Consider the following 21,786-nt stretch of genomic DNA (forward strand, 5'->3'; position numbering starts at 1 on the left):
GTGGATGCGGTAATTCTATCCAGCGCCGCCGGTTTTATAAAGGGCGGAGCGCAACGGTATCCGCCCCCTGTGCTACTGCTGGATGCTCGACCGATCCGACATATCGCTGGCAGAGAAGTTTCTGGCTGAGGACTGGACCTGTTTTTTTCGCGCATACCGGTCCGGTTGCCCTTCTGGACGCGTTTTGAAGCGACGGTGCAGCCACATATATTGCTCGGGCGCCATCATCACCGCACGCTCAATCGCCCTGTTCATCTGCGTAGCCACGGCCGCCTTATCGCCTCCCTGCAAGTCACCGCTGATATCGTCCAGAATAATCAGCTCGTACCCTGTGCCGTCTGCTTTTCTGCGCGGTACGAACGGGATCACGGCCGGTCTGGCGCTTTTGACCAGCATATAGCTACCGGCGGTTGTCGCGGCGTCCGGGACGGCAAAAAACGGCACGAATACGCTGTTGGTTTTGCCATAGTCGTGATCCGGGGCATACCACAGGATCTCATTTTGCTTAAGCGCGCGAATCATGCCCTTCAGATCGTAGCGGTCGAGCATGGTTTTATTGGAGCGCAGGCGACCGCGCGTCTGTAGCCAGTCGAGCAGCGCATTATTGTTGGGACGATATACACCAATTCCCGCATTGAGCATGCCAAAAATGCGCGCGCCCAGCTCAAGCGTCAGAAAATGCATGCCAATAAGCACCACGCCCCTGCCTTGCGCCCTCGCCTGTTCCATGTGCTCGTAGCCGGTCACGCTAAAGTATTTGCGCACGCGCCGATCTGGCCAGAACCAGGCGATACCCGTTTCGATGACGCCCATCCCGACCGATTCAAAATTACGCTCAAGTAAACGCGCGCGCGCCTCGTCGTTCATGTCCGGAAAGCAAAGCTCCAGATTACGTCTGGCTATCTCCACGCGGCGTGGAAGCAGGCGCATGGCCAGCCGGCCAAGTCCGTGACCCGTTTTTAACAGTAGCGGATACGGTAGCTGTACCGTGCACCAGAGCGCTGCAATGCCGGCCCAGCTGAGCCAGTAACGAGGATGCAAAAAGGCGAGTGAAAACTCAGGTAATTTTGTCATGTGAAAATTATCCTTTTACTAATGTACTTATCGTAGTGCTGTTGCAGTGCTTACCTGCTGATTTAACGGATATTGTTCGGGTGGGGGATTGTAGCGGAATCGTTATGGTTTTTATTATCGATTTTTGCGATAGAAAATTAAGGCGGGTATCGCCGGGTGATATTGCACCGCCCGGCAAGCAAGTTACATAGAATAGCCGGGCTTCTTAATCAGTTGATCCAGTTTCGGGCCGATCTCGGTATCCCAGACCTGCGCCTTCCAGTCAGCTTCCTGAACTTCCTGAAGCGCCACGGAGATTGAGCGATCTTTGCTGTTCAGATGACGGGCGATCGCTTCGGCGATATCCGCCGCCAGCGCCGTTTTTTGTTCGTCATTCAGATCGCGTGGAAAACATTTGATATCAACGTGTGGCATGTGCAGGCTTCCTTATATTATGTGAGCTTTCAACGTTATCAGAAAATGTCGTTAGCTTTTAGCACCTTGTGCAGTTGAGGTAACGCACAGACCGCATCCGCAACTGACGTGATAGCGGGCGTATTGGCAGCGAACCACTCATGACGCGGCCCCCAGGTGCGCGCGACGGCAATATACGCGTCAAGCAGCGTCAGCCGTTCGCCAAGGGCAAAGGGCGAGGCGCTGAGCTGAGCGTCGAACCACAGATAGAGAGATTTGCGGTACTCGATGCAGTTTTTCTTCAGCTGTTCCGGCGCGTCAGGCACCCAGCGCTCCGGATAATCTGCGTAGGTAAACGTTGGATAGACGTTGGCAACAAACCAGATAAGCAGGCGCTGAAACTGCTGGCGCTCGGCCTGCCCCACGGGCGGCGCCAGGTCGGGGCATCGGTCGAGCACCATCAGGGCGATCGCCGCGGTTTCCGTCACGATCGTACCGTTTTCCAGCTCCAGCGTCGGCACCTGGCACAGCGGGTTGAGTTTTATCAGCAGCTCGCGCTGCGGGCCGGGCCGGTCAAACCCGTCCACGTTGATAAACTGATAAGGGATGTCTGCCAGGGTCAGCATCACTTCACTGATTGCCGAGCCCCAGCCGGGTACGCCATAGAGTTTAATCATGTTGCCTCCTCAGGGATGAAAACCCTAAGTGTATACCCGCCATACTTCAAGTTGCAGGTGCGTTGGCTGCATTCACTCACCCCAGTCACGTACTTATGTACGCTCCCGGGGATTCGTTCCCTTGCCGCCTTCCTGCAACTCGAATTATTTAGGGTATAGAGCACCATTAGTAGGTTATCCCGGGCGGGTTAACCTCCGAGCTGGTCACCGCTTCGCCCGCCTCCCCCCAGCGCGCCAGCACGTTTTGATAGTCCCCGCGCTTAATCGCACCGTCCAGCGCAGCCTGCAGCGCGTACACCAGCCCGGTCCCTTTTTTGGTGGTGGTGGCGACGTAGGCTTTCTTCGGCCCTAATCCCACGACGCGGGTTTTGCCGGTTAACGCCGCCTTGTAGGCCGATACGGATTGTGGTCCAAAGAACACGTCCGCCCTGCCGGACTGAATATAGAGATTGCCTGAGGCATCGTCGGTCAGATAAACCGGTAATGCAGGCTCGCGTCCGGCCTTTTTATTCTCCTCGTTCCAGCCGAGCAGAATACGTTCCTGATTGGTGCCCGATCCGACAATCACCTTTTTACCGGCCAGATCTTTCGCACTGGAAATCGACCGTACGTTACTGGTGGATTTCACCGAAAAAGCCAGCGAATCGACGCGATAGGTAGCAAAATCGAACTTCTCCTTGCGCTGTTCGGTGACGGCGATATTCACCAACGCCACGTCATAGCGCCCGGAGGCGATCCCCAGCGGCCAGTCTTCCCACGCCGTTGGCACCAGCTTCAGTTTCAGCCCCAGGCTGCCCGCCAGCAACCGGGCGATATCCGGGTCGCTGCCAATACGGGTGCGGTTATCGCTGGCCAACAGCGCCAGCGGCGGTGAATTCAGGGCGGAAATTGCCACCGTGAGGGTACCTGGCTCAACAAATTTATAGTTCGCCGGAATTTTCGCCACCGCCTGCGGATCAACCGCCACCGGCAGCGGTTGTTCATTGGCTTTTACATCAATGCTGGCATGGCTCGCCGTCGTAAAGATCAGCCCCGCCAGAAGTCCATATTTCATCTGCGCTCCTTACAGCACTTTTGAGAGAAACTGGCGCGTTCGCGGATGCGACGGACAGTTTAAGACGTCGTCGCTGCTGCCCTGCTCCACAATTTTTCCGTCGACCATAAACACCACCTGATCCGCCACTTCCCGGGCGAAGCCGATCTCATGGGTGACCACCACCAGCGTAGTGCCGGAGCGGGCCAGCTTTTTAATCACGTCCAGCACTTCGCCAACCAGTTCCGGGTCAAGCGCCGAGGTGGGCTCATCAAACAGCAACACGCGGGGGCGTAACGCCAGCGCGCGGGCAATGGCAATGCGCTGCTGCTGTCCGCCGGAGAGGTGACGCGACCAGGCATCGGCCTTATCGCGCAGCCCTACTACATCCAGCAGGCCGTATGCGCGCGCTATAGCCGCCTTTCTGGTGAGCTTCTTGTGCGCGATGGGCGCCTCAATCAGGTTTTCCAGCACCGTGAGATGCGGAAAAAGGTTGAAGTTCTGAAACACGTAGCCCACGTTAACGCGCTGTTTGAGGATCTCTTTCTCCTTTAGCTCGTAAAGTTTGTCGCCCTGGCGGCGGTAGCCAATGTACTCTCCGTCAATCTGAATAAAGCCTTCATCTACGCGTTCCAGATGGTTAATGGTGCGCAGCAGCGTCGATTTTCCCGAGCCGGATGGACCGAGGATCACCGTGACGGAACCCGGCGGGATCTCAAGCGTAACGTTATCGAGCGCTTTATGACGGCCAAAAAACTTGCTGACGCCGGTAATAGCAATGTGTCCTTCAGGAGAGGCTTGCATGAACAGGCTCCTGTGCTGGCGAGGTGGTAACGGAACGCGTCCGGCTGGCAGTCCGGTTGTGGTTTACGGCGGAGCGGCGCTCGCTGCGGGCGAGCCCGCGCTCAACGACGTGCTGGATGGCAGACAGGACGGTGGTAATCACCAGGTACCAGACGGCACCCACCATCAACAGCGGAATGACCTCCTGCGTTCGGTTGTAGATCATCTGAATCGTGTAGAAAAGCTCCGGCATCGCCAGCACGTAAACCATCGCCGTACCTTTGGCGAGGCTGATGATTTCATTGAACCCGGACGGCAAAATGGTGCGCAGCGCCTGCGGAAGAATAATCCGCACGGTGCGGCGCCACGCCGGCAGACCCAGCGCAGCCGCCGCCTCATACTGACCATGATCGACCCCAAGGAAGCCTCCGCGGATAATTTCCGCGGTATAGGCGCTCTGCACCAGCGTCAGTCCCACAACGGCGGTAGAAAATTGCCCGAGAACGTTGATGGTTTCAAAGCTGCCCCAGGTAATGCCGGTAAAAGGCACGCCGAGAGAGAGCGTGTCGTAGAGATAGGAAAAGTTATAAAGAACGATCAGCACCACGATCAGCGGCAGAGAGCGAAAAAGCCAGATATATCCCCACGCCAGGCTGCCCAACAGCCAGGATGACGAGAGCCGCGCCAGCGCCAGCATGCCGCCAATCACCACGCTCAGCACGGTGCCTATCAGCGTGAGCAGCAGCGTCTGACCGACACCTTCAAGGATCACCGGATCAAAGAACCAGCGGGCAAATACCGCCCACTCCCAGCGTGGATTAAAGGCCACGGACTGAATCACGACCGCCAGCACAAACAGCGCCACCGCAGCGCCGACCGTGCGCAGCGGATAACGTGCCGGGACCACTTTTATGGTTTCTACCTTGCTCATCGTCGCTCCTTATGCGGTTTTGCTGAGCGCTTCGCGGATCAGCGTCTTGGTGAAGCGCAGCCGACCATCGAACGGCGGCTGGCTGTACTCTTCCGGATCGCGGTTGAGATCGAACTGCGGCTGATACCCCTGACTCAGATAAAGCCGTACCGCCTCCGGCTGACGAAACCCGGTAGTCAGGTAAATGTGGCTGTAGCCCGCCAGTATCGCCCTGCGCTCCAGCTCCTGTACCACGCGCGCGGCCAGCCCCTGCTGGCGCAGCGTTTTATTCGTCCAGATACGCTTGATTTCTGCCGTGCGTTCGTCGAAGGGTTTATAAGCGCCGGTAGCGATGATTTCGCCATCGCGCTCCAGCACGATAAACAGCCCCTGCGGCGCCAGGTACCACTCCGTCAGCTCGACTTCTGCATCTTTTGAAAAGTAGTCGCCGTAACGAGCGGCGTATTCACCGAACAGCCCGACGATAATGGGCTGAAGATCGGCGTCTTCCGGCGAAACGTCACGAAATTGTTCCCGCATAGCGCCTCCTTAATCGCCCAGACCAGCCGGGTTAACTTCGGAATGGGGGATACGCTCAACGCCTTCCCCCCAGCGGTTCAGCACGTTGTCGTAATCTCCGTTCTTAATTACGCCGTTAAGCGCCGTTTGAACCGGTTCAACCAGGCCGCTCCCTTTTTTCAGCGTCACCGCGATATGCGCCGCCTTCGGCCAGCCGCCGTCGACGCTGCCGACCAGCCTGGTTTTACCGTTCAGCGCCGCTTTCCAGGCGCCGATCACGTTCGGGCCAAAATAGGCGTCAGCGCGGCCTGACTGTAGCGCGAGGGTTTGCGCCGCATCGTCTTTGGTGTAGACCGGGATAAACGGCTTAAGCCCTTTTTTCAGGTTCGCTTCGTTCCACGCCAGCAGGATCGCCTCCTGGTTGGTGCCGGAGCCGACGATGATGCGCAGCCCGGCGATATCTTCCGCCTTCTGCAGCGACGCGATCGGGCTGGTGGATTTCACGTAAAAGCCAAGGGAATCCTTGCGGTAGGTGGCGAAGTCGAACTTCTCCTTGCGCGCTTTGGTGACGGTGATATTGCTGATCGCCGCGTCGTATTTCCCGGATGCAACCCCCAGCGGCCAGTCCTCCCAGGAGGTGGGCACGACGTTGAGCTCGAGCCCGAGGCTGTCCGCCACCAGGCGCGCAATGTCGACCTCACTCCCAAGCAGAGTTTTGTTGTCGTCGGAAAAGACCGTCAGCGGCGGCTGATTCAGTCCCGCCACCGCCACGGTAAATTTCCCCGGCACGGCAAAGCGGTAGTCTTTCGGCAACTGCGCGATCGCATCGCTGTTTTTAGCGGTATGGATCGGCGTTTTATTCACCTCAATGCTCACGCCGGTGCCGTTAATATTGACGTTCTCTGCCCAGACGGCAGGAGTAAAGGCCAGCGCAAGCGCCAGAATAAGCGATGATTTCTGCATAGCGTTTTTCTCTTTTATTGTTGTGTGAACTGATTTTTGGGTTCGTCTAAGCCCAGACTTTCGCGCAGCGTGGTGCCGGGATACTCGCTGCGGAAAAGGCCGCGCGCCTGTAAAACGGGCACCACCTGGTCGACAAAGCGCGCAAAGGTATCCGGCGTACCGCCCTGAATAATGAAGCCGTCTGCCGCCTTCTCCTCGAACCAGGCCTGTAATCCATCGGCCACCTGCTCCGGCGTGCCGGAAAAACGCGGGCGCGGCGATGCGGCTTCCAGCGCAACCTGACGCAGAGTTAAGTTGCGCTCACGGGCGTTACGCTTGATTTCATCGGTGGTGCTGCGGAAGCTGTTTTTGCCTAAATCGCCAATATCCGGGAACGGCGCGTCGAGGGGATACTGGCTGAAGTCGTGATGCTCGAAATAACGTCCGAGATAGTTCAGCGCATCATGAATGGAGACCAGCGCCGCCGTGGTTTGATACTGGTTTTCTGCGTCATCGGCGTCTTTTCCGACAATCACGCTGACGCCCTGGAATATATGTAAATCCTCTGCGCGGCGTCCGTGACTTTCCAGCTGCTGTTTGACATCGCGGTAAAAGGCCCGGGCGTCTTCCAGCGTTTCATGGTGGGTAAAGATGGCGTCGGCGTGTTTCGCCGCCAGCTTTTTACCGTCATCCGACGCGCCGGCCTGAAAGACAATCGGACGCCCCTGCGGCGTGCGGCCAATGTTCAGCGGGCCGGAAACCCGGAAGAAATCCCCGTGGTGATCCAGGGTATGCAGTTTTGACGCGTCGAAAAACTGTCCGCTCTCCTTATTGCGGATAAAGGCATCCCCTTCCCAGGAATCCCATAACCCTTTGACCACGTCGAGATACTCATCGGCAATGCGGTAGCGCAGCGCATGCTCAGGATGTTTGTCGCGGGAGAAGTTTTTCGCTGATCCTTCCAGCGGTGAGGTCACAACGTTCCAGCCCGCGCGGCCGTTGCTCAGGTGATCGAGGCTGGCAAACTGGCGCGCCACGGTGAAAGGCTCGCTGTAGGAGGTGGACAACGTGCCGACCAGCCCCAGGCGCGAGGTAACGCTTGCCAGGGCGGACAAAACCGTCAGCGGCTCAAAGCGGTTTAAAAAATGCGGAATGGATTTCTCGTTAATATAAAGACCGTCGGCCACAAAAATAAAGTCGAGCTTGCCCTCTTCCGCTTTTAATGCCGTTTCTTTAACGAAATCAAAATTAATGCTGGCATCCGCGACCGCCGCCGGATGACGCCAGGCCGACATATTTCCGGATGCACCATGCAAAATGGTACCCAGCCGCAATTGACGATTTGCAGACATATTCACCTCAAATAAATTAAACGTGTTGCAGGGCTTTTTCCGCGAGCTGTGCAAAATAGCGGGCAGCGGGTTCGATTAGTGCTTCGTCCGGGTTAAATGCCGGGTGATGTAAACCAAACGGGCTGTTGCTGCCAATGCTGACAAACGCGCCGGGAATGTTTTGCAGATAGACCGCAAAATCTTCTCCACCCATGTGCAGTTCAGCATGCCGGGTTTCATACCCCGCCTCGCGCGCGACCGAGGCGGCAAACGTGGCCCAGCGCTCGTCGTTAACCAGCGCGGCTGGCCCGGCGTACCAGGTGATGTTGATCTGCGCGCTAAAGGCGCTGGCAAATCCGGCGGCGATTTCACCGACGCGCGCCTTCACGTTCTGCTGCACTTCCGTGCGGTGCGTGCGCAACGTGCCCTCCAGCTCAACGCTTTCCGGCAGCACGTTCCAGGTATTCCCGCCGGCGATACGCGTCACGCTTAGTACGACCGAATCCAGCGTGTTGACGTTACGGCTGGCCACGCTTTGCAGCGCGGTCACCAGCTGGCTTGCCAGCACGATGGCGTCGTTGCCTTCATGGGGGCGAGCGGCATGCGCGCCTTTACCGGTAATATGAATAACGAAGCGATCGACGTTGGCATAAAACGGACCGCCGCGCGTGGCAAATTCACCAACCGGCAGTGAAGGCTCGTTATGCATCCCGAAAATTGCGCGCACGTCGCGTAATGCCCCGGCACGCACCATGCTTTTCGCTCCGCCGAAATTTTCTTCCGCAGGCTGGAACAGGATCCGCACGCGGCCGTTGAGCGAGGTTTCCCGCTCCTTCAGCTTTAACGCGGCGCCGAGGATCACGCTGGTGTGAACGTCGTGACCGCAGGCGTGCATCACTCCCGCACGCCTGGAGGTAAACGGCACCCCGCTGCGCTCATCGATGGGTAACGCGTCGATATCGGCGCGCAGCGCAACCAGTGCATTGCCCGTGCCGATCTCCGCAACCAGCCCGGTCTGAAGATCGTAATCCAGCGGGGCAATCCCGGCCGCCGTCAGCCACTCGCGCAGGCGAGCCGTTGTTTCGACCTCCTGACCGGACAGTTCAGGGTTCTGGTGCAGCTCACGGCGCCAGGCAATCAGCTGTTCGCAAAAGCTCATACGGTAACCTCCCTGTTAAGACGCGCCTCGGCCAGCAGCCGCAGGGACTGCACGCGCGTTGCGCCATCAGCTACCGGCGTGTCGATGATAAATTCGTCAATCCCCCACTGCTGGTGCAGCGCGTTGAGCCGTTCAAGCACCGACGCCGCCGTTCCGGCCAGCAGAGACTGCGCCCGACGCGCGATGCGCACCGGTTCGCTGCCCGCCTGCCGCGCAAAGGCGTAGGCCTGTTCTTCGCTGGCCACGGTGACGCGTTGCCCGTTTGCCAGCTCCACGCCCCACACTTCAACCTTCTGCGCCAGAGCGTCGGCCTCTGACTGGGTTGGGGCAACAATGACCTGCACGGCCACCATCACCTCCCGGACGCTGTGTTGACGCCAGGCCGTGACGACCTCGCGCAGCAGTTCCGGGTCACCGTTCAGGTGGGCGGCAAAGACAAAATGCCAGTCGAGCGAGGCCGCCAGCAGCGCGCTTTCGGTGCTGGCGCCCAGCAGAAAGCCTTGCGCAGGCACCGGAGGCAGAGGCGTGGCGCGAACCGTCTCCTCCGCTGACTGATTTTCAGGGCGGATCCACCGTTCGAGCTGCGTCAGTTGTTCCGCGAAGCTGCCTTTCTCCTGCGGATTAAGGCCGTGCTGCAAGGCGCGGGTTGAGAGCGGCAGACCGCCGGGCGCTTTACCAACCCCCAGATCAACCCGGCCCGGCGCAAGGGCGGCCAGTACGTTAAAATTTTCGGCGACTTTATAGGGGCTGTAATGTTGCAGCATGACGCCGCCTGAGCCCACGCGAATACGCTTTGTTTGCCCGAGGATCCAGGCAATCAGCAGCTCCGGCGAGGGGCTGGCAAGCGCCGGGGTATTGTGGTGTTCGGCAATCCAGAAGCGGTGGTAGCCCAGAGTCTCCGCCAGCTGCGCCAGCGTTAAGGTACGCGCCAGCGCATCGGCGGCGGTTTCGTGTTCTGCGACGGGGCTTTTATCCAGAATGCTGATTCGCCATGACATGTTGCGTTCTCGTTTGACTTAACATGTCGTCATTATTAAAGGCGGATTTCACCTCTGAGAAACAATTAATTTACATTTGAATTGCCGGAAAACGGGAATAGCCGATCCGTCATCGGCCTGACAGGAGCGAAGTAATGAGTGCTTCCGCTTCCCGCCGTCGGGTAATGCGGAGAAAGCGAATGTGCGCGTACTGCGGGTTTTGCATATCCGCTTCATAGCGTTTGCGGTTACTGCGCCAGGTTTTGATCGTCCAGATGATAATCGAGTCCTTGCTGAAGAACGATCGACGAAAGCTTTCACGGTTCCCCGTGCCGGGCCAGAGCTCCTGTTTGTGCCAGGCGCGTCTGAACGCGCGCGTCACCGCCTGCCAGAGCGTGCGGCTAAACCCACGATCTATCCACACCACCAGATCAACGTCGCGCCACTTTACGTCGCGCGTGCGGTTGTAATTCCCGTCCAGGACCCAGTCAGGCGAGGCGGCGAGCGCCTTTTCCAGCGTTGCGAGAAACTCATCATCCGGGGTTCCCTGCCAGTTCGCTCGCCAGTAAAGCCTGTCCATCTCAATGTAAGGGATGGCCAGCGCCTCAGCGATTCGCCTGCCAAGCGTACTTTTCCCACTTCCGCTGGTGCCTATGATATTGATTTTCACCGTTCCACCTGCAAATGCTGAAGTAAACGGATCGAATCATAACGTTAAAAGTTTGTTTACGAAACGCCAGGCTACGCGTCCGGATACTGCTCGTCGGTGACCTTCTCCAGCCACGCCACCAGCATACTACCGCGTCTGCATTACTCATTGCAGCCCTGCTGGCATTCATAATCTCTACCTGGGTGTAATTATCAAATAAACCTGATGTATAAACTGGCATTTGGCGGCCTTTTTGCCTAAAAAAACGCCACGATTCAGCGCGTTGCGATCCCCGCCTGCTCTGACCACACGATTTCCTTCGACGCGCATCACTTTCGGCACGGTTATATTTTGCGTCGCTTATCAATTGCGGGTAGGATGCCTCGCCATGTTTTGCCTTATCCATACACAGAATGACTGGAAAGGCAGCATGTGCCTGCCCGGAAGCAATCGTTTGGTCGGGCGACGGGCAGGCAGGACTATCACGTTAATGGTTCAGACAGGCAAACAGGTAACTCAATGAAAACAAGCAATAAAAGCGCAGCCGATCATCATGCTGCGAAACGTCGCTGGTTGAACTCTCACGAAGAGGGCTATCACAAGGCGATGGGCAACCGTCAGGTGCAGATGATCGCCATCGGCGGCGCTATCGGTACTGGTCTGTTTTTAGGTGCAGGCGCGCGTCTGCAGATGGCAGGCCCCGCCCTCGCCCTGGTCTATCTGGTGTGCGGGATCTTCTCTTTCTTCATCCTTCGTGCCCTGGGCGAGCTGGTTCTCCATCGTCCCTCCAGCGGCAGCTTTGTCTCTTACGCCCGTGAATTTCTCGGTGAAAAAGCCGCTTACGTCGCCGGCTGGATGTACTTCGTTAACTGGGCAATGACCGGTATCGTTGATATCACCGCCGTCGCGCTGTACATGCACTACTGGGGCGCGTTTGGCGATGTGCCACAGTGGGTGTTCGCCCTTGGCGCGCTGGCGATCGTCGGCACCATGAACATGATCGGCGTGAAATGGTTCGCCGAGATGGAGTTCTGGTTCGCGCTGGTAAAAGTGCTGGCCATTGTCATCTTCCTGGTCGTCGGTACCGTCTTCCTCGGCAGCGGTAAACCGCTGGACGGCAATGCGACGGGCTTCCATCTGATTACCGATAACGGCGGCTTCTTCCCGCACGGCCTGCTGCCAGCGCTGGTGCTGGTTCAGGGGGTGGTGTTTGCCTTTGCCTCCATCGAACTGGTAGGTACGGCGGCGGGTGAATGTAAAGATCCGCAGACCATGGTGCCTAAAGCCATTAACAGCGTGATCTGGCGTATCGGCCTGTTCTACGTGGGCTCCGTAGTGCTCCTGGTGCTGCTGCTGCCGTGGAACGCCTATCAGGCGGGTCAAAGCCCGTTTGTCACCTTCTTCTCTAAGCTGGGCGTGCCTTACGTGGGCAGCATCATGAACATCGTGGTATTGACCGCCGCGCTCTCCAGCCTGAACTCTGGCCTGTACTCGACGGGCCGTATTCTGCGCTCCATGTCCATGGGCGGCTCGGCACCGAAGTTTATGTCGAAGATGAGCAAGCAGCAGGTACCTTACGCGGGTATTCTGGCCACGCTGGTGGTGTACGTCTTCGGGGTATTCCTGAACTATCTGGTGCCGTCTCAGGTGTTTGAGATTGTACTGAACGTGGCGGCGCTGGGCATCATCGCCTCCTGGGCCTTCATCGTGGTGTGCCAGATGCGTCTGCGCAAAGCGATTAAAGAAGGTAAGGCGGCTGACGTCAGCTTTAAGCTGCCGGGCGCGCCGGTGACCTCCTGGCTCACCCTGCTGTTCCTGCTGAGCGTGCTGGTGCTGATGGCGTTTGACTACCCGAACGGTACCTACACCATCGCGACTATTCCGCTGCTGGCGGTGTTGCTGATTGCCGGCTGGTTTGGCGTACGTAAACGCGTGTATGAAATTCACAGCACCGCGCCGGTTCATCCTGACGATGAAAAAAAGGACGCTCCGCTGGTTGAAGAGACGTCGCGCTAATACGGCGTCAAAAAAAGGGAAGGCATTAAGCCTTCCCTTTTTATTTTGTATCGTAGGACGGCAGCCTGCCGCTCACGCTACGACATTACAGCGCGATACGAATGACGTCGTCAGGCTGGGTCGCTTCCTGCTGACGGGTAGATTTCTGCTTCACCGTCACGTACAGCGTCTTGCCATCCGCTGACAGCGCCAGGCTGTTCGGATAAACCGGCGTATCGTAGGTTTTGGTCACTTTGTAGGTTTTGGCGTCAATCACGCTCACCTTACCCGCCTCGCGGTGCGTCACGTAGGCTTCATTGCGTGCCGGATTAAACAGCACCGCCAGCGATTCCGGCGCAGAAACGTTGCCGATTACGCTGCCGTCTTTCAGGCTCACCACCAGCACCTCTGGCTGTTTAGAATCCGTCAGGAACGCGCGCTGACCGGCAGTGTCCAGGCTCAGGTTCAGGTAGAAGTGCTCTTTTCCGTCGTCCTGCACCTTCTTACGGCTGAGGATTTTATTGGTTGCGGTATCAATGGTTACCAGCTCGCCGTCCGCATTGGTGGTGTACAGGCGTTTTGCCTGCGCATCCAGCGCCAGGCCGGTACTGAACGTGCCGGTGTTTGTGATGGTGTCTTTCAGCTTCAGCGTTGCGCCGTCAACCACCCAAATCACGCTCTCTTTGCCGATGCCGGTAATGTAGACGGTATTGGTGGCGTCATCGGCCACCAGCTGGCGCGGCTGGAGGGGCTTCACCGTGTCGCTACGCTTGCGATCGTCCAGCACCAGGCGCCCTTTCACCTCGCCCGTTTTGGCGTCAATGGCCGTTACCGCGCTGTTGACGGTGTTTCCAAACCACAGCGTCTGGGTGGCATTATCGATCGTTGCGCCAAACGGCTTGAGATCGTTATGAATCGCCTGCGTCACGTCCAGCGTGACCGGATCCAGGCGATATACCACGCCGCCTTTATCGGTTTTGCGGCTTTGAGTCGTCGCAACCCACAGCGCGTTTTCCTGCTGGCTGACGGCCATTTCATACGCGCCCTTGCCTACCGCTTTGCGCAGCATCTCTTCAGCAGCATGAGCCTGGAACGTACCGGCAATCAGTAAAGAACCCAACAGCAGAGACCCACGCAGGCGCGGCGAGCACAGATGACGTAAAGACATAACAATTCCTTTTTAAATGAGGAGATTTACCGCTGACATCGCTTCCGGCGGGCAAAGTCATCGCTTTGCCGTTATTTTAATGAGAATAGTAATCATTAATGAGTTGAATGTGGAGTTTTTCTTTCCTTCCGACCCTTACATTCACGAAATGTGCGGTTATAGTTTTCATAACATTTACAAAGGATTTAACATATATACACAGGTTCCAGTTGATTTGGTTCGAATCTTTTCTTAATCGGTTACTTCATGAAAATCATTTCTGCCCGCAGGGCATCGCTACCGCTGCTGTTCGTTCCCGTCGTATTTGGCCCGCTGAGCGCGATGGCCGCAGAAGAACAAACGCTGATCGTCAGCGCTACGCCGCAGGCCGTCTCCGAGCTGGATACGCCAGCCGCGGTCAGCGTGGTAAGGGGCGAGGATCTGCGCCATGCCGCCCCGCGCATCAATCTCTCTGAATCGCTCGGCAGCGTGCCTGGCCTGCAAATCCAGAACCGCCAGAACTATGCGCAGGATCTGCAGCTGTCGATGCGCGGCTTTGGCGCGCGCTCGACCTTTGGCGTACGCGGGATCCGCATGTACGTGGACGGCATTCCGGCGACCATGCCCGACGGCCAGGGGCAGACGTCAAACATCGACCTCAGCAGCGTAGAGAGCATCGACGTGCTGCGTGGTCCCTTCTCCGCCCTGTACGGCAATGCCTCCGGCGGCGTGATTAACATCAATACCCAGACCGGCCAACAGCCGCCCGTCGTCGAAGCCAGCAGCTATTACGGCAGCTACGGCACCTGGCGTTACGGCATGAAGGCCACCGGCGCGGTCGGCGACGGTACGCAGGCGGGAGATGTTGACTATGCGGTATCCACCACCCGCTTCACCACCCATGGCTATCGCGACCACAGCGGCGCGAGAAAAAACCTCGCCAACGCGAAGTTAGGCGTTCGCATTGATGATGTCAGCAAGCTGACGCTGATTTTTAACAGCGTGGACATGAAAGCCAACGATCCGGGCGGGCTGAGCTATCAGGAGTGGCAGAACAACCCGCGCCAGTCCCCGCGCGGGGATCAGTACAACACGCGTAAAACCATTAAGCAGACCCAGGCCGGTATCCGCTACGACCGTCAGCTGAGTGCGCAGGACGACCTCAGCGTAATGATGTACGCCGGCGAGCGTGAAATGACCCAGTACCAGTCTATTCCTGATACCGCGCAAACTGTAAATCGTGCACATTCTGGCGGTGTAATTGACATGCAGCGCCACTATCAGGGCATCGATACGCGCTGGACCCACCGCGGCGAGCTGCTGGTGCCGGTGACGTTCACCACCGGCCTGAACTACGAAAACATGAGTGAAAATCGCCGCGGGTATGAAAACTTTGTAATGAACAACGGCGCGCCGGACTACGGCGTCAAGGGCGACAAGCGCCGTGACGAGCGTAACCTGATGTGGAACTTCGATCCTTACCTGCAAACCCAGTGGCAGCTTACGCAAAAGCTGTCCGTGGAGGCAGGCGTGCGTTACAGCTCCGTCTGGTTCGATTCTAACGATCGCTACATTACCCCGCAGAATGGCGATGACAGCGGCGATGCCAGCTACCACAAATGGCTTCCGGCGGGTGCGGTGAAATACGCCGTGACCGATGCATGGAATCTGTACGCTGCGGCGGGACGCGGGTTCGAGACCCCGACGATCAATGAACTTTCCTACCGCCCTGACGGCAAAGGCGGGCTCAACATTAACCTACAACCGTCAACCAACAATACGTACGAGGTTGGCAGTAAAACCCGCATCGGCAACGGTATTCTGACGGCGGCGCTGTTCCGCACGGATACCGATAACGAAATTGTGGTGGATACCAACAATGATGGCCGTACCAGCTATAAAAACGCCGGTAAAACGCGCCGTCAGGGCGTGGAGATCGCGCTCGACCAGCAGTTTGCAGAGAACTGGAAGCTAAAGATGGCCTGGACCTACCTTGACGCGACCTACCGTACCAACGTCTGTAGCAATGCAGACTGTAGCGGCAACCGGATGCCGGGCATTGCCCGAAACATGGGATACGCGTCGCTTGGCTGGGAGCCGGAGGAAGGCTGGTATGCCGGCGCGGATGCACGCTACATGAGCGATGTGATGGCGAACGATGCCAATACCGCAAAAGCGCCCTCCTATACCGTGGTCGGCCTGAACACCGGCTATAAGCTTAACTATGGCAAATGGGGAATGGATATCTTTGGCCGCGTCGATAACCTGTTCGATAAAACGTACTCGGGGTCCGAAATCGTTAATGCCAGCCGCGACCGCTATTACGAGCCCGCGCCAGGCCGTAATTACGGCGTAGGGCTGTCAGTTTCTTATCGCTTTGAGTAAAACTTTATCCGGCAACGGGCGTTGCCGGTAATAAACGCGCTGAATAACGCTATTCCCGGTTGCCTGATGCGCCGGGAATTTATTTGTCATATTACTGCTCGAATAAAGAAATAAGTGCGCGCGGGGATCCTTAACTAAAGTATTGCCGTTGCAGCAGGACGTTGGCTTCATCAATTGCCCGGTCAATGGCTTCCCGGCTGGCCTCCACGTCCCTGTTCTCAAGCGCCAAAAGCAGATCGGCGTAATGATAGGTCTCAGCCGGCATCTCCTTCATCTCTCCATGCAGATAGTTTATGCACGGGCCAATCCGCACCCAGAGCTGCTCGATCAGCGAATTTAAGGTCGGCATCTCGGCATACTGATAGAGCGTAAAGCGGAAGATGCGGTTAGCATGCAGCGCCTTCTGGACGTTACCCTGATGCATCGCGGTGCTGAAGTTATCCGAGAGCGCGCGCAGCGTGTCAAGCTTAGCCTCGGTCATATTCTGGCACGCCGCCGCAACCGCCATCGGTTCAAGCTGTTTTCGAATGGCATTAATTTCGTTATAGCGTTCCAGCGTGACTTCCGGCACCAGAAAAGCCTGCGCCGGCGTGGCCTGCAACGCTCCTGCAGAAACCAGTCGCAGCAGCGCTTCACGTACCGGTGTGATGCTGGTACCTAATTTATCCGCAATCTCTTTGGTGATCAGCCGAGCCCCGGGCTTTAAAGACCCCGTGATTAACGCTCCTTTTAAACTGATCTCAACTTGCATAGTCAGACTGATTCTTTGTGCTTTTTCTAAATAATCCAAATCAAGCATGTTTAATTCCCGTAGCCAAAACAAAATGCCATTCTCAGTACCTGTTTAAAAAAACAGCACCGGTTCGATATATCCTGTATCGTCATGCCTGGTATTAGGGGCGCGCGTTAAAATATAAATAGGACAATTAAAATTGCGTTTATCACTTCTGGCTCAGCTGGGCCGATGGCGCGCAAAGCTTATGGGTTAATTAAAGACAATATATCGTATCTTCACAAATAATTATGGCGGGCCACGCCCGCCATAACCGACGCACCGTTTAGTCTGCCGCTACGCGTATCACGACCTTGCCGAAGTTTTTCCCTTCAAGCAGGCCGATCAGCGCGTCCGGAGCCGCTTCCAGCCCTTCGATGACCTGTTCGCGATAGTGAATTTTGCCTTCCTTCACCCAGCGCCCCATCTCCTGCTGGAACTCGTCAATACGATGGCCGTAGTCCTGCGCGATGATAAAGCCCTGCATGCGGATGCGTTTTTTCAGAATGGTGCCCATCAACAGCGGCAGCCGATCCGGGCCGTCCGGCAGGTTGGTTGCGTTGTAGCCGCTCACCAGACCGCATACCGGCACGCGTGCGGAGGTATTCAGCAGCGGCAGCACGGCGTCAAAAACCTTGCCGCCGACGTTTTCATAATAGACGTCAATGCCCTGCGGGCAGGCGCTTGCCAGCTGTTCAGCAAAATCATCCGCATGGTGATCGATACAGGCGTCGAAACCCAGTACCTCGACCGCATGACGGCATTTCTCTTCACCACCGGCCACGCCAACGACCCGGCAGCCTTTGATTTTACCGATTTGCCCGACCGTTGCGCCGACCGGCCCGGTAGCGGCGGCCACCACCAGCGTTTCCCCCTCACGTGGCTGGCCGATATCGAGCAGCCCCATGTAGGCGGTAAAGCCAGGCATACCCAGAACGCCCAGCGCCCAGGACGGATGCGACGGGCTATCGCCCAGCTTCACCAGTCCTTGTCCGTCGGACAGCGCATACTCCTGCCAGCCGCTGTAGCCCAGAACCCATTCACCCTCTTTATGATCAGGATGACGGGACGTCTCAACGCGGCTTACCGTACCGCCTACCATCACCGCGCCAATCTCAACCGGTGGAGAGTAGGACGGCGCATCGCTCATACGCCCCCGCATGTACGGATCCAGCGAAAGCCATACCGTGCGTAACAATACCTGCCCGTTTGCGGGCGTCGGGATCGGCTGTTCTTCCAGGCGGAAATTATCGGCGACCGGTGCGCCGTGCGGGCGGGAAGCCAGAACCCAGCGTCGGTTTTGCGTGGTAGATTGACTCATTAATCGCTCCTTACTGCTGAAAATGTCATTCAAGCCTGGCACTTTATCCTGCGGATCGCCTTACCATTATGAGGCAGACTGATTCAGCCGTACGACCAGGTAAAGGCACGGCCGATCCGTTTCGTTGATAAAGCGGCAGTCATTCGGTGGCCCCAGCTCCAGGCAATCTCCGGCCTTCATTTCATGGCGGGTATCCCCTTCCTGAAACACCAGCTCGCCGGACTGTAGCCAGATAAGCTGGCGCGCCAGGGCATAAGAGGAGGCGGGCATTGGCACATCGCTGCCCGCGGGCAGCTCCACCTGAACGAGATCGATGGGCAGGTCGGTGCGCGGCGATACGTGCCGGCGCAGATAGTGCGTTTGCGGATCGCGCCAGACGGGCTGGTTAGCCAGGCGCAGCAGTTTCCCCTCCTGCATTTCCGCACGCGCAATCAGCGTCGACATGCTGATACCAAAGGCACCCGAAAAGCGCGCAAGCAGTGTTGCGGTTGGGCTGCTGTCGCCCCGTTCAATCTTGTGGATCATGGCGCGCGAAATACCTGCCCGCTCGGCCAGCTCGCTCAAAGACCAGCCTCGCGATTCACGCTCAATGCGAAGCCGGGCGCTAATCCGTTGATTCATAGTGTCTGTCATCGTGTTCATGACGTCATACTATAGTGTATGAATGGTTTTCCGGTGCAGTTTTAATGACAAAAAAATAGGGACTTAGCCATGGCGATGCAATCCGGTAAATGTGTAATATTGTAATTAATGCATACTACTATAGTGAACAACACAGCCAGAGGACCCGCCATGATCGTTCGTCATGCCCTAAAAGAAGATTGCGCCGCTATCGGAGAGATTTACAACCATGCGGTGCTGCATACTGCCGCCATCTGGAACGATACGACCGTCGATACCGATAACCGTATCGCCTGGTTCGAAGCGCGCAAGCTGATGGGCTATCCGGTGCTGGTCAGTGAAGAAGACGGCGTGGTGACGGGTTATGCCTCTTTCGGCGACTGGCGGGCGTTCGACGGTTTTCGCCATACGGTTGAGCACTCGGTGTACGTTCACCCCGACCATCAGGGCAAAGGCATTGGGCGGCTGCTGATGAAGGCCCTGATCGACGAAGCCCGTCAGATCGGCAAGCATGTGATGGTGGCCGGTATTGAGGCGCAAAATCAGGCGTCGATTCATCTGCATGAAACCCTGGGCTTCGTCACCACCGGAAGGATGCCGCAGGTAGGCACCAAATTTGGCCGCTGGCTGGATTTAACCTTTATGCAGCTTCAGCTCGACGAGCGCAGCGATCCGGATGTGCTCCCATGAACCAGTCGCTTACCCTGGCGTTCCTGGTGGCTGCCGGCATCGGGCTGGTCGTGCAAAACACCTTAATGGTGCGCATTACGCAGTCCTCCTCCACCATTCTTATCGCCATGCTGCTTAACTCGCTGGTGGGGATTGTGCTGTTTGTCAGCATTCTGCTGATTAAGAATGGCATGGCGGGGTTTAGCGAACTGGCGTCGACGGTGCGCTGGTGGACGCTGATCCCCGGCCTGCTCGGGTCGTTCTTTGTCTTTGCCAGCATTAGCGGCTACCAGAACGTGGGCGCGGCGACGACAATCGCCGTGCTGGTGGCAAGCCAGCTGATAGGCGGCCTGGTGCTGGACGTCCTCAGAAGCAGCGGCGTACCGCTGCGGGCGCTGGTTGGCCCGGCGTGCGGCGCGGTGATGCTGGTGGTCGGCGCCTGGCTGGTGGCGCGGCGCCAGTTTTAACCCTACAGAATGGTACCGCCCTGCGTGAGGTGAGCAAGGCGCGCTTCCGCCTCTTCTTTATGCTGCCTGCCATGATGCGCAATTGCGGTGCGCAGGCGCTGCTGCTGGGTGTAACGTTCTTCACGGCTAAGCGCGGTATCGTCGCTGAGTTCAATCAGCAGTTCATTCATGTGCGCGATAACGCTCTCTTCGATGGCAGCATCAACGCGGGCCATCACGTCGCTTAAATGTGACATTGTCACTCCTCCGTTAATGCCCGGCAAGCGTAGCGCCACCGGGCAAGACCTCAGTTTATCTTCGCCTTTGAGAAATCACTGCCCATCAGGCTCACGCTGTAGCCCGTGACGTTGCTGCGGGTCGCGTAGAAAGTTTTGCCGTTAGCTAACGCGATCCACGGCGCCTGCTGGTAGAAAATTTCCTGGGCCTGACCGTACAGCTTCGCGCGCTCGTCCGCGGAGCTCGTCAGTTTGGCCTTTTGCACCAGATCATCATACCCCTTATCACACCAGCGTGCGGCGTTGGATCCGGTTTTTATGCTGTTGCAGCCCAGCAGCACGTCGGCGAAGTTGTCCGGATCGCCGTTGTCAGACATCCAGCCGAACAGCGCGGAGTCATGCTCGCCTTTACGCATGCCGGAGAGGTATTCCCCCCACTCGTATGACACAATTTTTGCCTTCACCCCCACCTTCGCCCAGTCGGCCTGGATCATCTCCGCAATGCGTCGGGAATTTGGGTTATACGGGCGCTGAACCGGCATGGACCACAGGGTCACTTCTGCGCCCTTTTCAAGCCCAGCCTGCTTCAGCAGCGCTTTTGCTTTCTCGGGATCGTAGCCGTAATCCTGAAGGTCTTTATTGAAGCCGAGCATGTTCGGCGGGATCGGTGATTTGGCTACCGTGCCAGACCCCATAAAGACCGCATTGACGATGGCTTTTTTATCGGTCGCGTAGTTCAGCGCCTGGCGCACCAGCACGTTATCAAACGGCTTTTTCCCGGTATTAAACGCCAGGTATCCCACGTTCAGCGCCTCCACCGAGTGCAGCGCCAGGTCTTTATTTTTCTTAATCACATCAAACTGCACCGGCGACGGCGCGGGGATAATCTGACATTCGTTAGTCTGCAGCTTCGCCAGGCGCGTTTCGACGTTAGGGGTAATGGAGAAGATAAGGTGTTTAGTCGGCACCTCACCGTCCCAGTAGTTCGGGTTGGCAACGTAGCGGATCAGCGAGTCCACCTTGTATTGCTGAAGCACGTACGGCCCGGTGCCGATTGGCCAGGTGTCTACGTTTTCAGGCGTGCCCTTTTTCAGCATGGCGTCCGCGTATTCGGCGGAGAGGATCGAGGCGAAGTCCATCCCCCAGTCGGCCAGGAAAGCCGCATTGGGTTCGCTCAGCGTGAACTGGACGTGATAATCATCGAGCTTTTTCACATCCTGAATCAGCTTGTCGAGGCCCACGTCGTTAAAGTATTCGTAATTGCCCTGCGAAACATTGTGATACGGATGCTTAGGGTCCTTCTGACGCATAACGGAGAAAATAACGTCATCAGCATTAAAATCACGCGTAGGCTTAAAGTACTTATTGCTGTTGAACTTCACCCCTTTACGCAGCGTAAAGGTATAGATTTTGCCGTCAGGTGAAATAGTCCATGATTCTGCCAGCGAGGGAACCGGCGTATTTTTCACCGGATCGAAGTTTATCAGGCGGTTATAAAGCGTTTGCGAGCTGGCGACAAACGACGGGCCAGAGCTGGCGATCTGCGGGTTAAACGACTCCGGCGACGCCTCGGAGCAGTAGATAATGGTGTCATTATTTGCAGCCCATGCGGCGCTTGCCGGCAGCAGCGCGCTCAGCGCCAGCGCGAGCAATGTTTTCCCTGTAGACATAGTTATTACCCTTTCGGTTTTATTATAGTGAACCGTAATAACAGCACAGCCGTTTTAACCTGACAAATAACGAATCA

The 21,786-nt window shown here is 57.1% G+C and carries 20 protein-coding genes and 1 pseudogene; 4 read left to right on the forward strand and 17 right to left on the reverse strand.

Annotated features, from left to right (window positions below; genetic code table 11):
• Nucleotides 1-72: 72 nt before the first annotated feature.
• The 11 genes and pseudogenes from IM304_RS12035 to IM304_RS12090 form a co-directional block, all read right to left on the reverse strand.
• Entirely contained in the window at nt 73-1,074 is a 1,002-nt protein-coding gene (locus IM304_RS12035; protein WP_193355183.1) for a Kdo(2)-lipid IV(A) acyltransferase, read from the reverse strand.
• A 183-nt stretch (nt 1,075-1,257) separates the two neighbouring features.
• Nucleotides 1,258-1,488 (reverse strand): tautomerase PptA, encoded by a 231-nt coding sequence (gene pptA / locus IM304_RS12040; RefSeq protein WP_148419782.1) that lies wholly within the window; start codon nt 1,486-1,488, stop codon nt 1,258-1,260.
• 38 nt (nt 1,489-1,526) lie between these two features.
• Nucleotides 1,527-2,144, reverse strand: coding sequence for a glutathione S-transferase family protein (locus tag IM304_RS12045; protein WP_193355184.1), 618 nt, complete (start codon nt 2,142-2,144; stop codon nt 1,527-1,529).
• 166 nt (nt 2,145-2,310) lie between these two features.
• Nucleotides 2,311-3,198, reverse strand: coding sequence for a transporter substrate-binding domain-containing protein (locus tag IM304_RS12050; RefSeq protein ID WP_193355185.1), 888 nt, complete (start codon nt 3,196-3,198; stop codon nt 2,311-2,313).
• Between the two features lie 9 nt (nt 3,199-3,207).
• Complete coding sequence (locus IM304_RS12055) at nt 3,208-3,981, reverse strand: amino acid ABC transporter ATP-binding protein (protein WP_193355186.1); 774 nt, start codon at nt 3,979-3,981, stop codon at nt 3,208-3,210.
• Complete coding sequence (locus tag IM304_RS12060; RefSeq protein ID WP_193355187.1) at nt 3,965-4,891, reverse strand: amino acid ABC transporter permease; 927 nt, start codon at nt 4,889-4,891, stop codon at nt 3,965-3,967. Before IM304_RS12060 ends, IM304_RS12055 begins: the two co-directional genes overlap by 17 nt.
• Nucleotides 4,892-4,900: 9 nt before the next feature.
• Entirely contained in the window at nt 4,901-5,410 is a 510-nt protein-coding gene (locus IM304_RS12065) for a GNAT family N-acetyltransferase (protein WP_148419777.1), read from the reverse strand.
• Nucleotides 5,411-5,419: 9 nt separating this feature from the next.
• Nucleotides 5,420-7,683, reverse strand: a pseudogene (locus IM304_RS22260) (NtaA/DmoA family FMN-dependent monooxygenase).
• Nucleotides 7,684-7,699: 16 nt separating this feature from the next.
• A complete protein-coding gene (locus IM304_RS12080) occupies nt 7,700-8,821 on the reverse strand; it encodes an amidohydrolase (RefSeq protein WP_193355190.1) in 1,122 nt (373 codons plus the stop codon).
• Nucleotides 8,818-9,819, reverse strand: a complete 1,002-nt coding sequence (locus IM304_RS12085) for an LLM class flavin-dependent oxidoreductase (RefSeq protein ID WP_193355191.1) — start codon at nt 9,817-9,819, stop codon at nt 8,818-8,820. Before IM304_RS12085 ends, IM304_RS12080 begins: the two co-directional genes overlap by 4 nt.
• Nucleotides 9,820-9,928: 109 nt before the next feature.
• On the reverse strand, nt 9,929-10,468 hold the full coding sequence (locus IM304_RS12090; RefSeq protein ID WP_193355192.1) for a shikimate kinase: 540 nt from the start codon (nt 10,466-10,468) through the stop codon (nt 9,929-9,931).
• A gap of 498 nt (nt 10,469-10,966) precedes the next feature.
• Here IM304_RS12090 and ansP point away from each other — a divergent pair, with 498 nt between their 5' ends.
• Nucleotides 10,967-12,463, forward strand: coding sequence for an L-asparagine permease (gene ansP / locus IM304_RS12095; RefSeq protein ID WP_148419769.1), 1,497 nt, complete (start codon nt 10,967-10,969; stop codon nt 12,461-12,463).
• Nucleotides 12,464-12,548: 85 nt separating this feature from the next.
• Here ansP and IM304_RS12100 read toward each other — a convergent pair whose 3' ends face one another.
• Nucleotides 12,549-13,610 carry a YncE family protein gene (locus IM304_RS12100; protein ID WP_193355193.1) on the reverse strand — a complete coding sequence of 354 codons (1,062 nt, stop codon included), beginning with the start codon at nt 13,608-13,610 and terminating at the stop codon, nt 12,549-12,551.
• 246 nt (nt 13,611-13,856) lie between these two features.
• Between IM304_RS12100 and pqqU the strand changes: the two genes are divergently transcribed.
• A complete protein-coding gene (gene pqqU, locus IM304_RS12105) occupies nt 13,857-15,974 on the forward strand; it encodes a TonB-dependent receptor PqqU (protein WP_193355194.1) in 2,118 nt (705 codons plus the stop codon).
• A gap of 130 nt (nt 15,975-16,104) precedes the next feature.
• On the opposite strand, the gene IM304_RS12110 is transcribed toward pqqU, so the two are convergent.
• The 3 genes from IM304_RS12110 to IM304_RS12120 form a co-directional block, all read right to left on the reverse strand.
• Nucleotides 16,105-16,773 (reverse strand): GntR family transcriptional regulator, encoded by a 669-nt coding sequence (locus IM304_RS12110; RefSeq protein WP_193355195.1) that lies wholly within the window; start codon nt 16,771-16,773, stop codon nt 16,105-16,107.
• Between the two features lie 259 nt (nt 16,774-17,032).
• Entirely contained in the window at nt 17,033-18,067 is a 1,035-nt protein-coding gene (locus tag IM304_RS12115; RefSeq protein WP_193355196.1) for an NADP-dependent oxidoreductase, read from the reverse strand.
• A gap of 66 nt (nt 18,068-18,133) precedes the next feature.
• Complete coding sequence (locus IM304_RS12120; RefSeq protein ID WP_148419764.1) at nt 18,134-18,709, reverse strand: helix-turn-helix domain-containing protein; 576 nt, start codon at nt 18,707-18,709, stop codon at nt 18,134-18,136.
• Nucleotides 18,710-18,859: 150 nt separating this feature from the next.
• Between IM304_RS12120 and IM304_RS12125 the strand changes: the two genes are divergently transcribed.
• Nucleotides 18,860-19,378 (forward strand): GNAT family N-acetyltransferase, encoded by a 519-nt coding sequence (locus IM304_RS12125; protein WP_148419763.1) that lies wholly within the window; start codon nt 18,860-18,862, stop codon nt 19,376-19,378.
• The gene (locus tag IM304_RS12130) at nt 19,375-19,824 is read left to right on the forward strand and encodes a DMT family transporter (RefSeq protein ID WP_148419762.1); all 450 of its coding nucleotides are present in this window, start codon (nt 19,375-19,377) and stop codon (nt 19,822-19,824) included. Before IM304_RS12125 ends, IM304_RS12130 begins: the two co-directional genes overlap by 4 nt.
• Before the next feature lie 2 nt (nt 19,825-19,826).
• Here the strand turns inward: IM304_RS12130 and IM304_RS12135 are convergent, their stop codons facing one another.
• Nucleotides 19,827-20,060, reverse strand: coding sequence for a YdcY family protein (locus tag IM304_RS12135; RefSeq protein ID WP_148419761.1), 234 nt, complete (start codon nt 20,058-20,060; stop codon nt 19,827-19,829).
• Between the two features lie 50 nt (nt 20,061-20,110).
• Nucleotides 20,111-21,709: an ABC transporter substrate-binding protein gene (locus tag IM304_RS12140; protein WP_193355197.1), complete on the reverse strand. Its 1,599-nt coding sequence runs from the start codon at nt 21,707-21,709 to the stop codon at nt 20,111-20,113.
• Nucleotides 21,710-21,786 lie beyond the last annotated feature (77 nt).

Source organism: Enterobacter cloacae complex sp. P40C2 (assembly GCF_014930695.1).
Lineage (GTDB): Bacteria > Pseudomonadota > Gammaproteobacteria > Enterobacterales > Enterobacteriaceae > Enterobacter > Enterobacter pasteurii.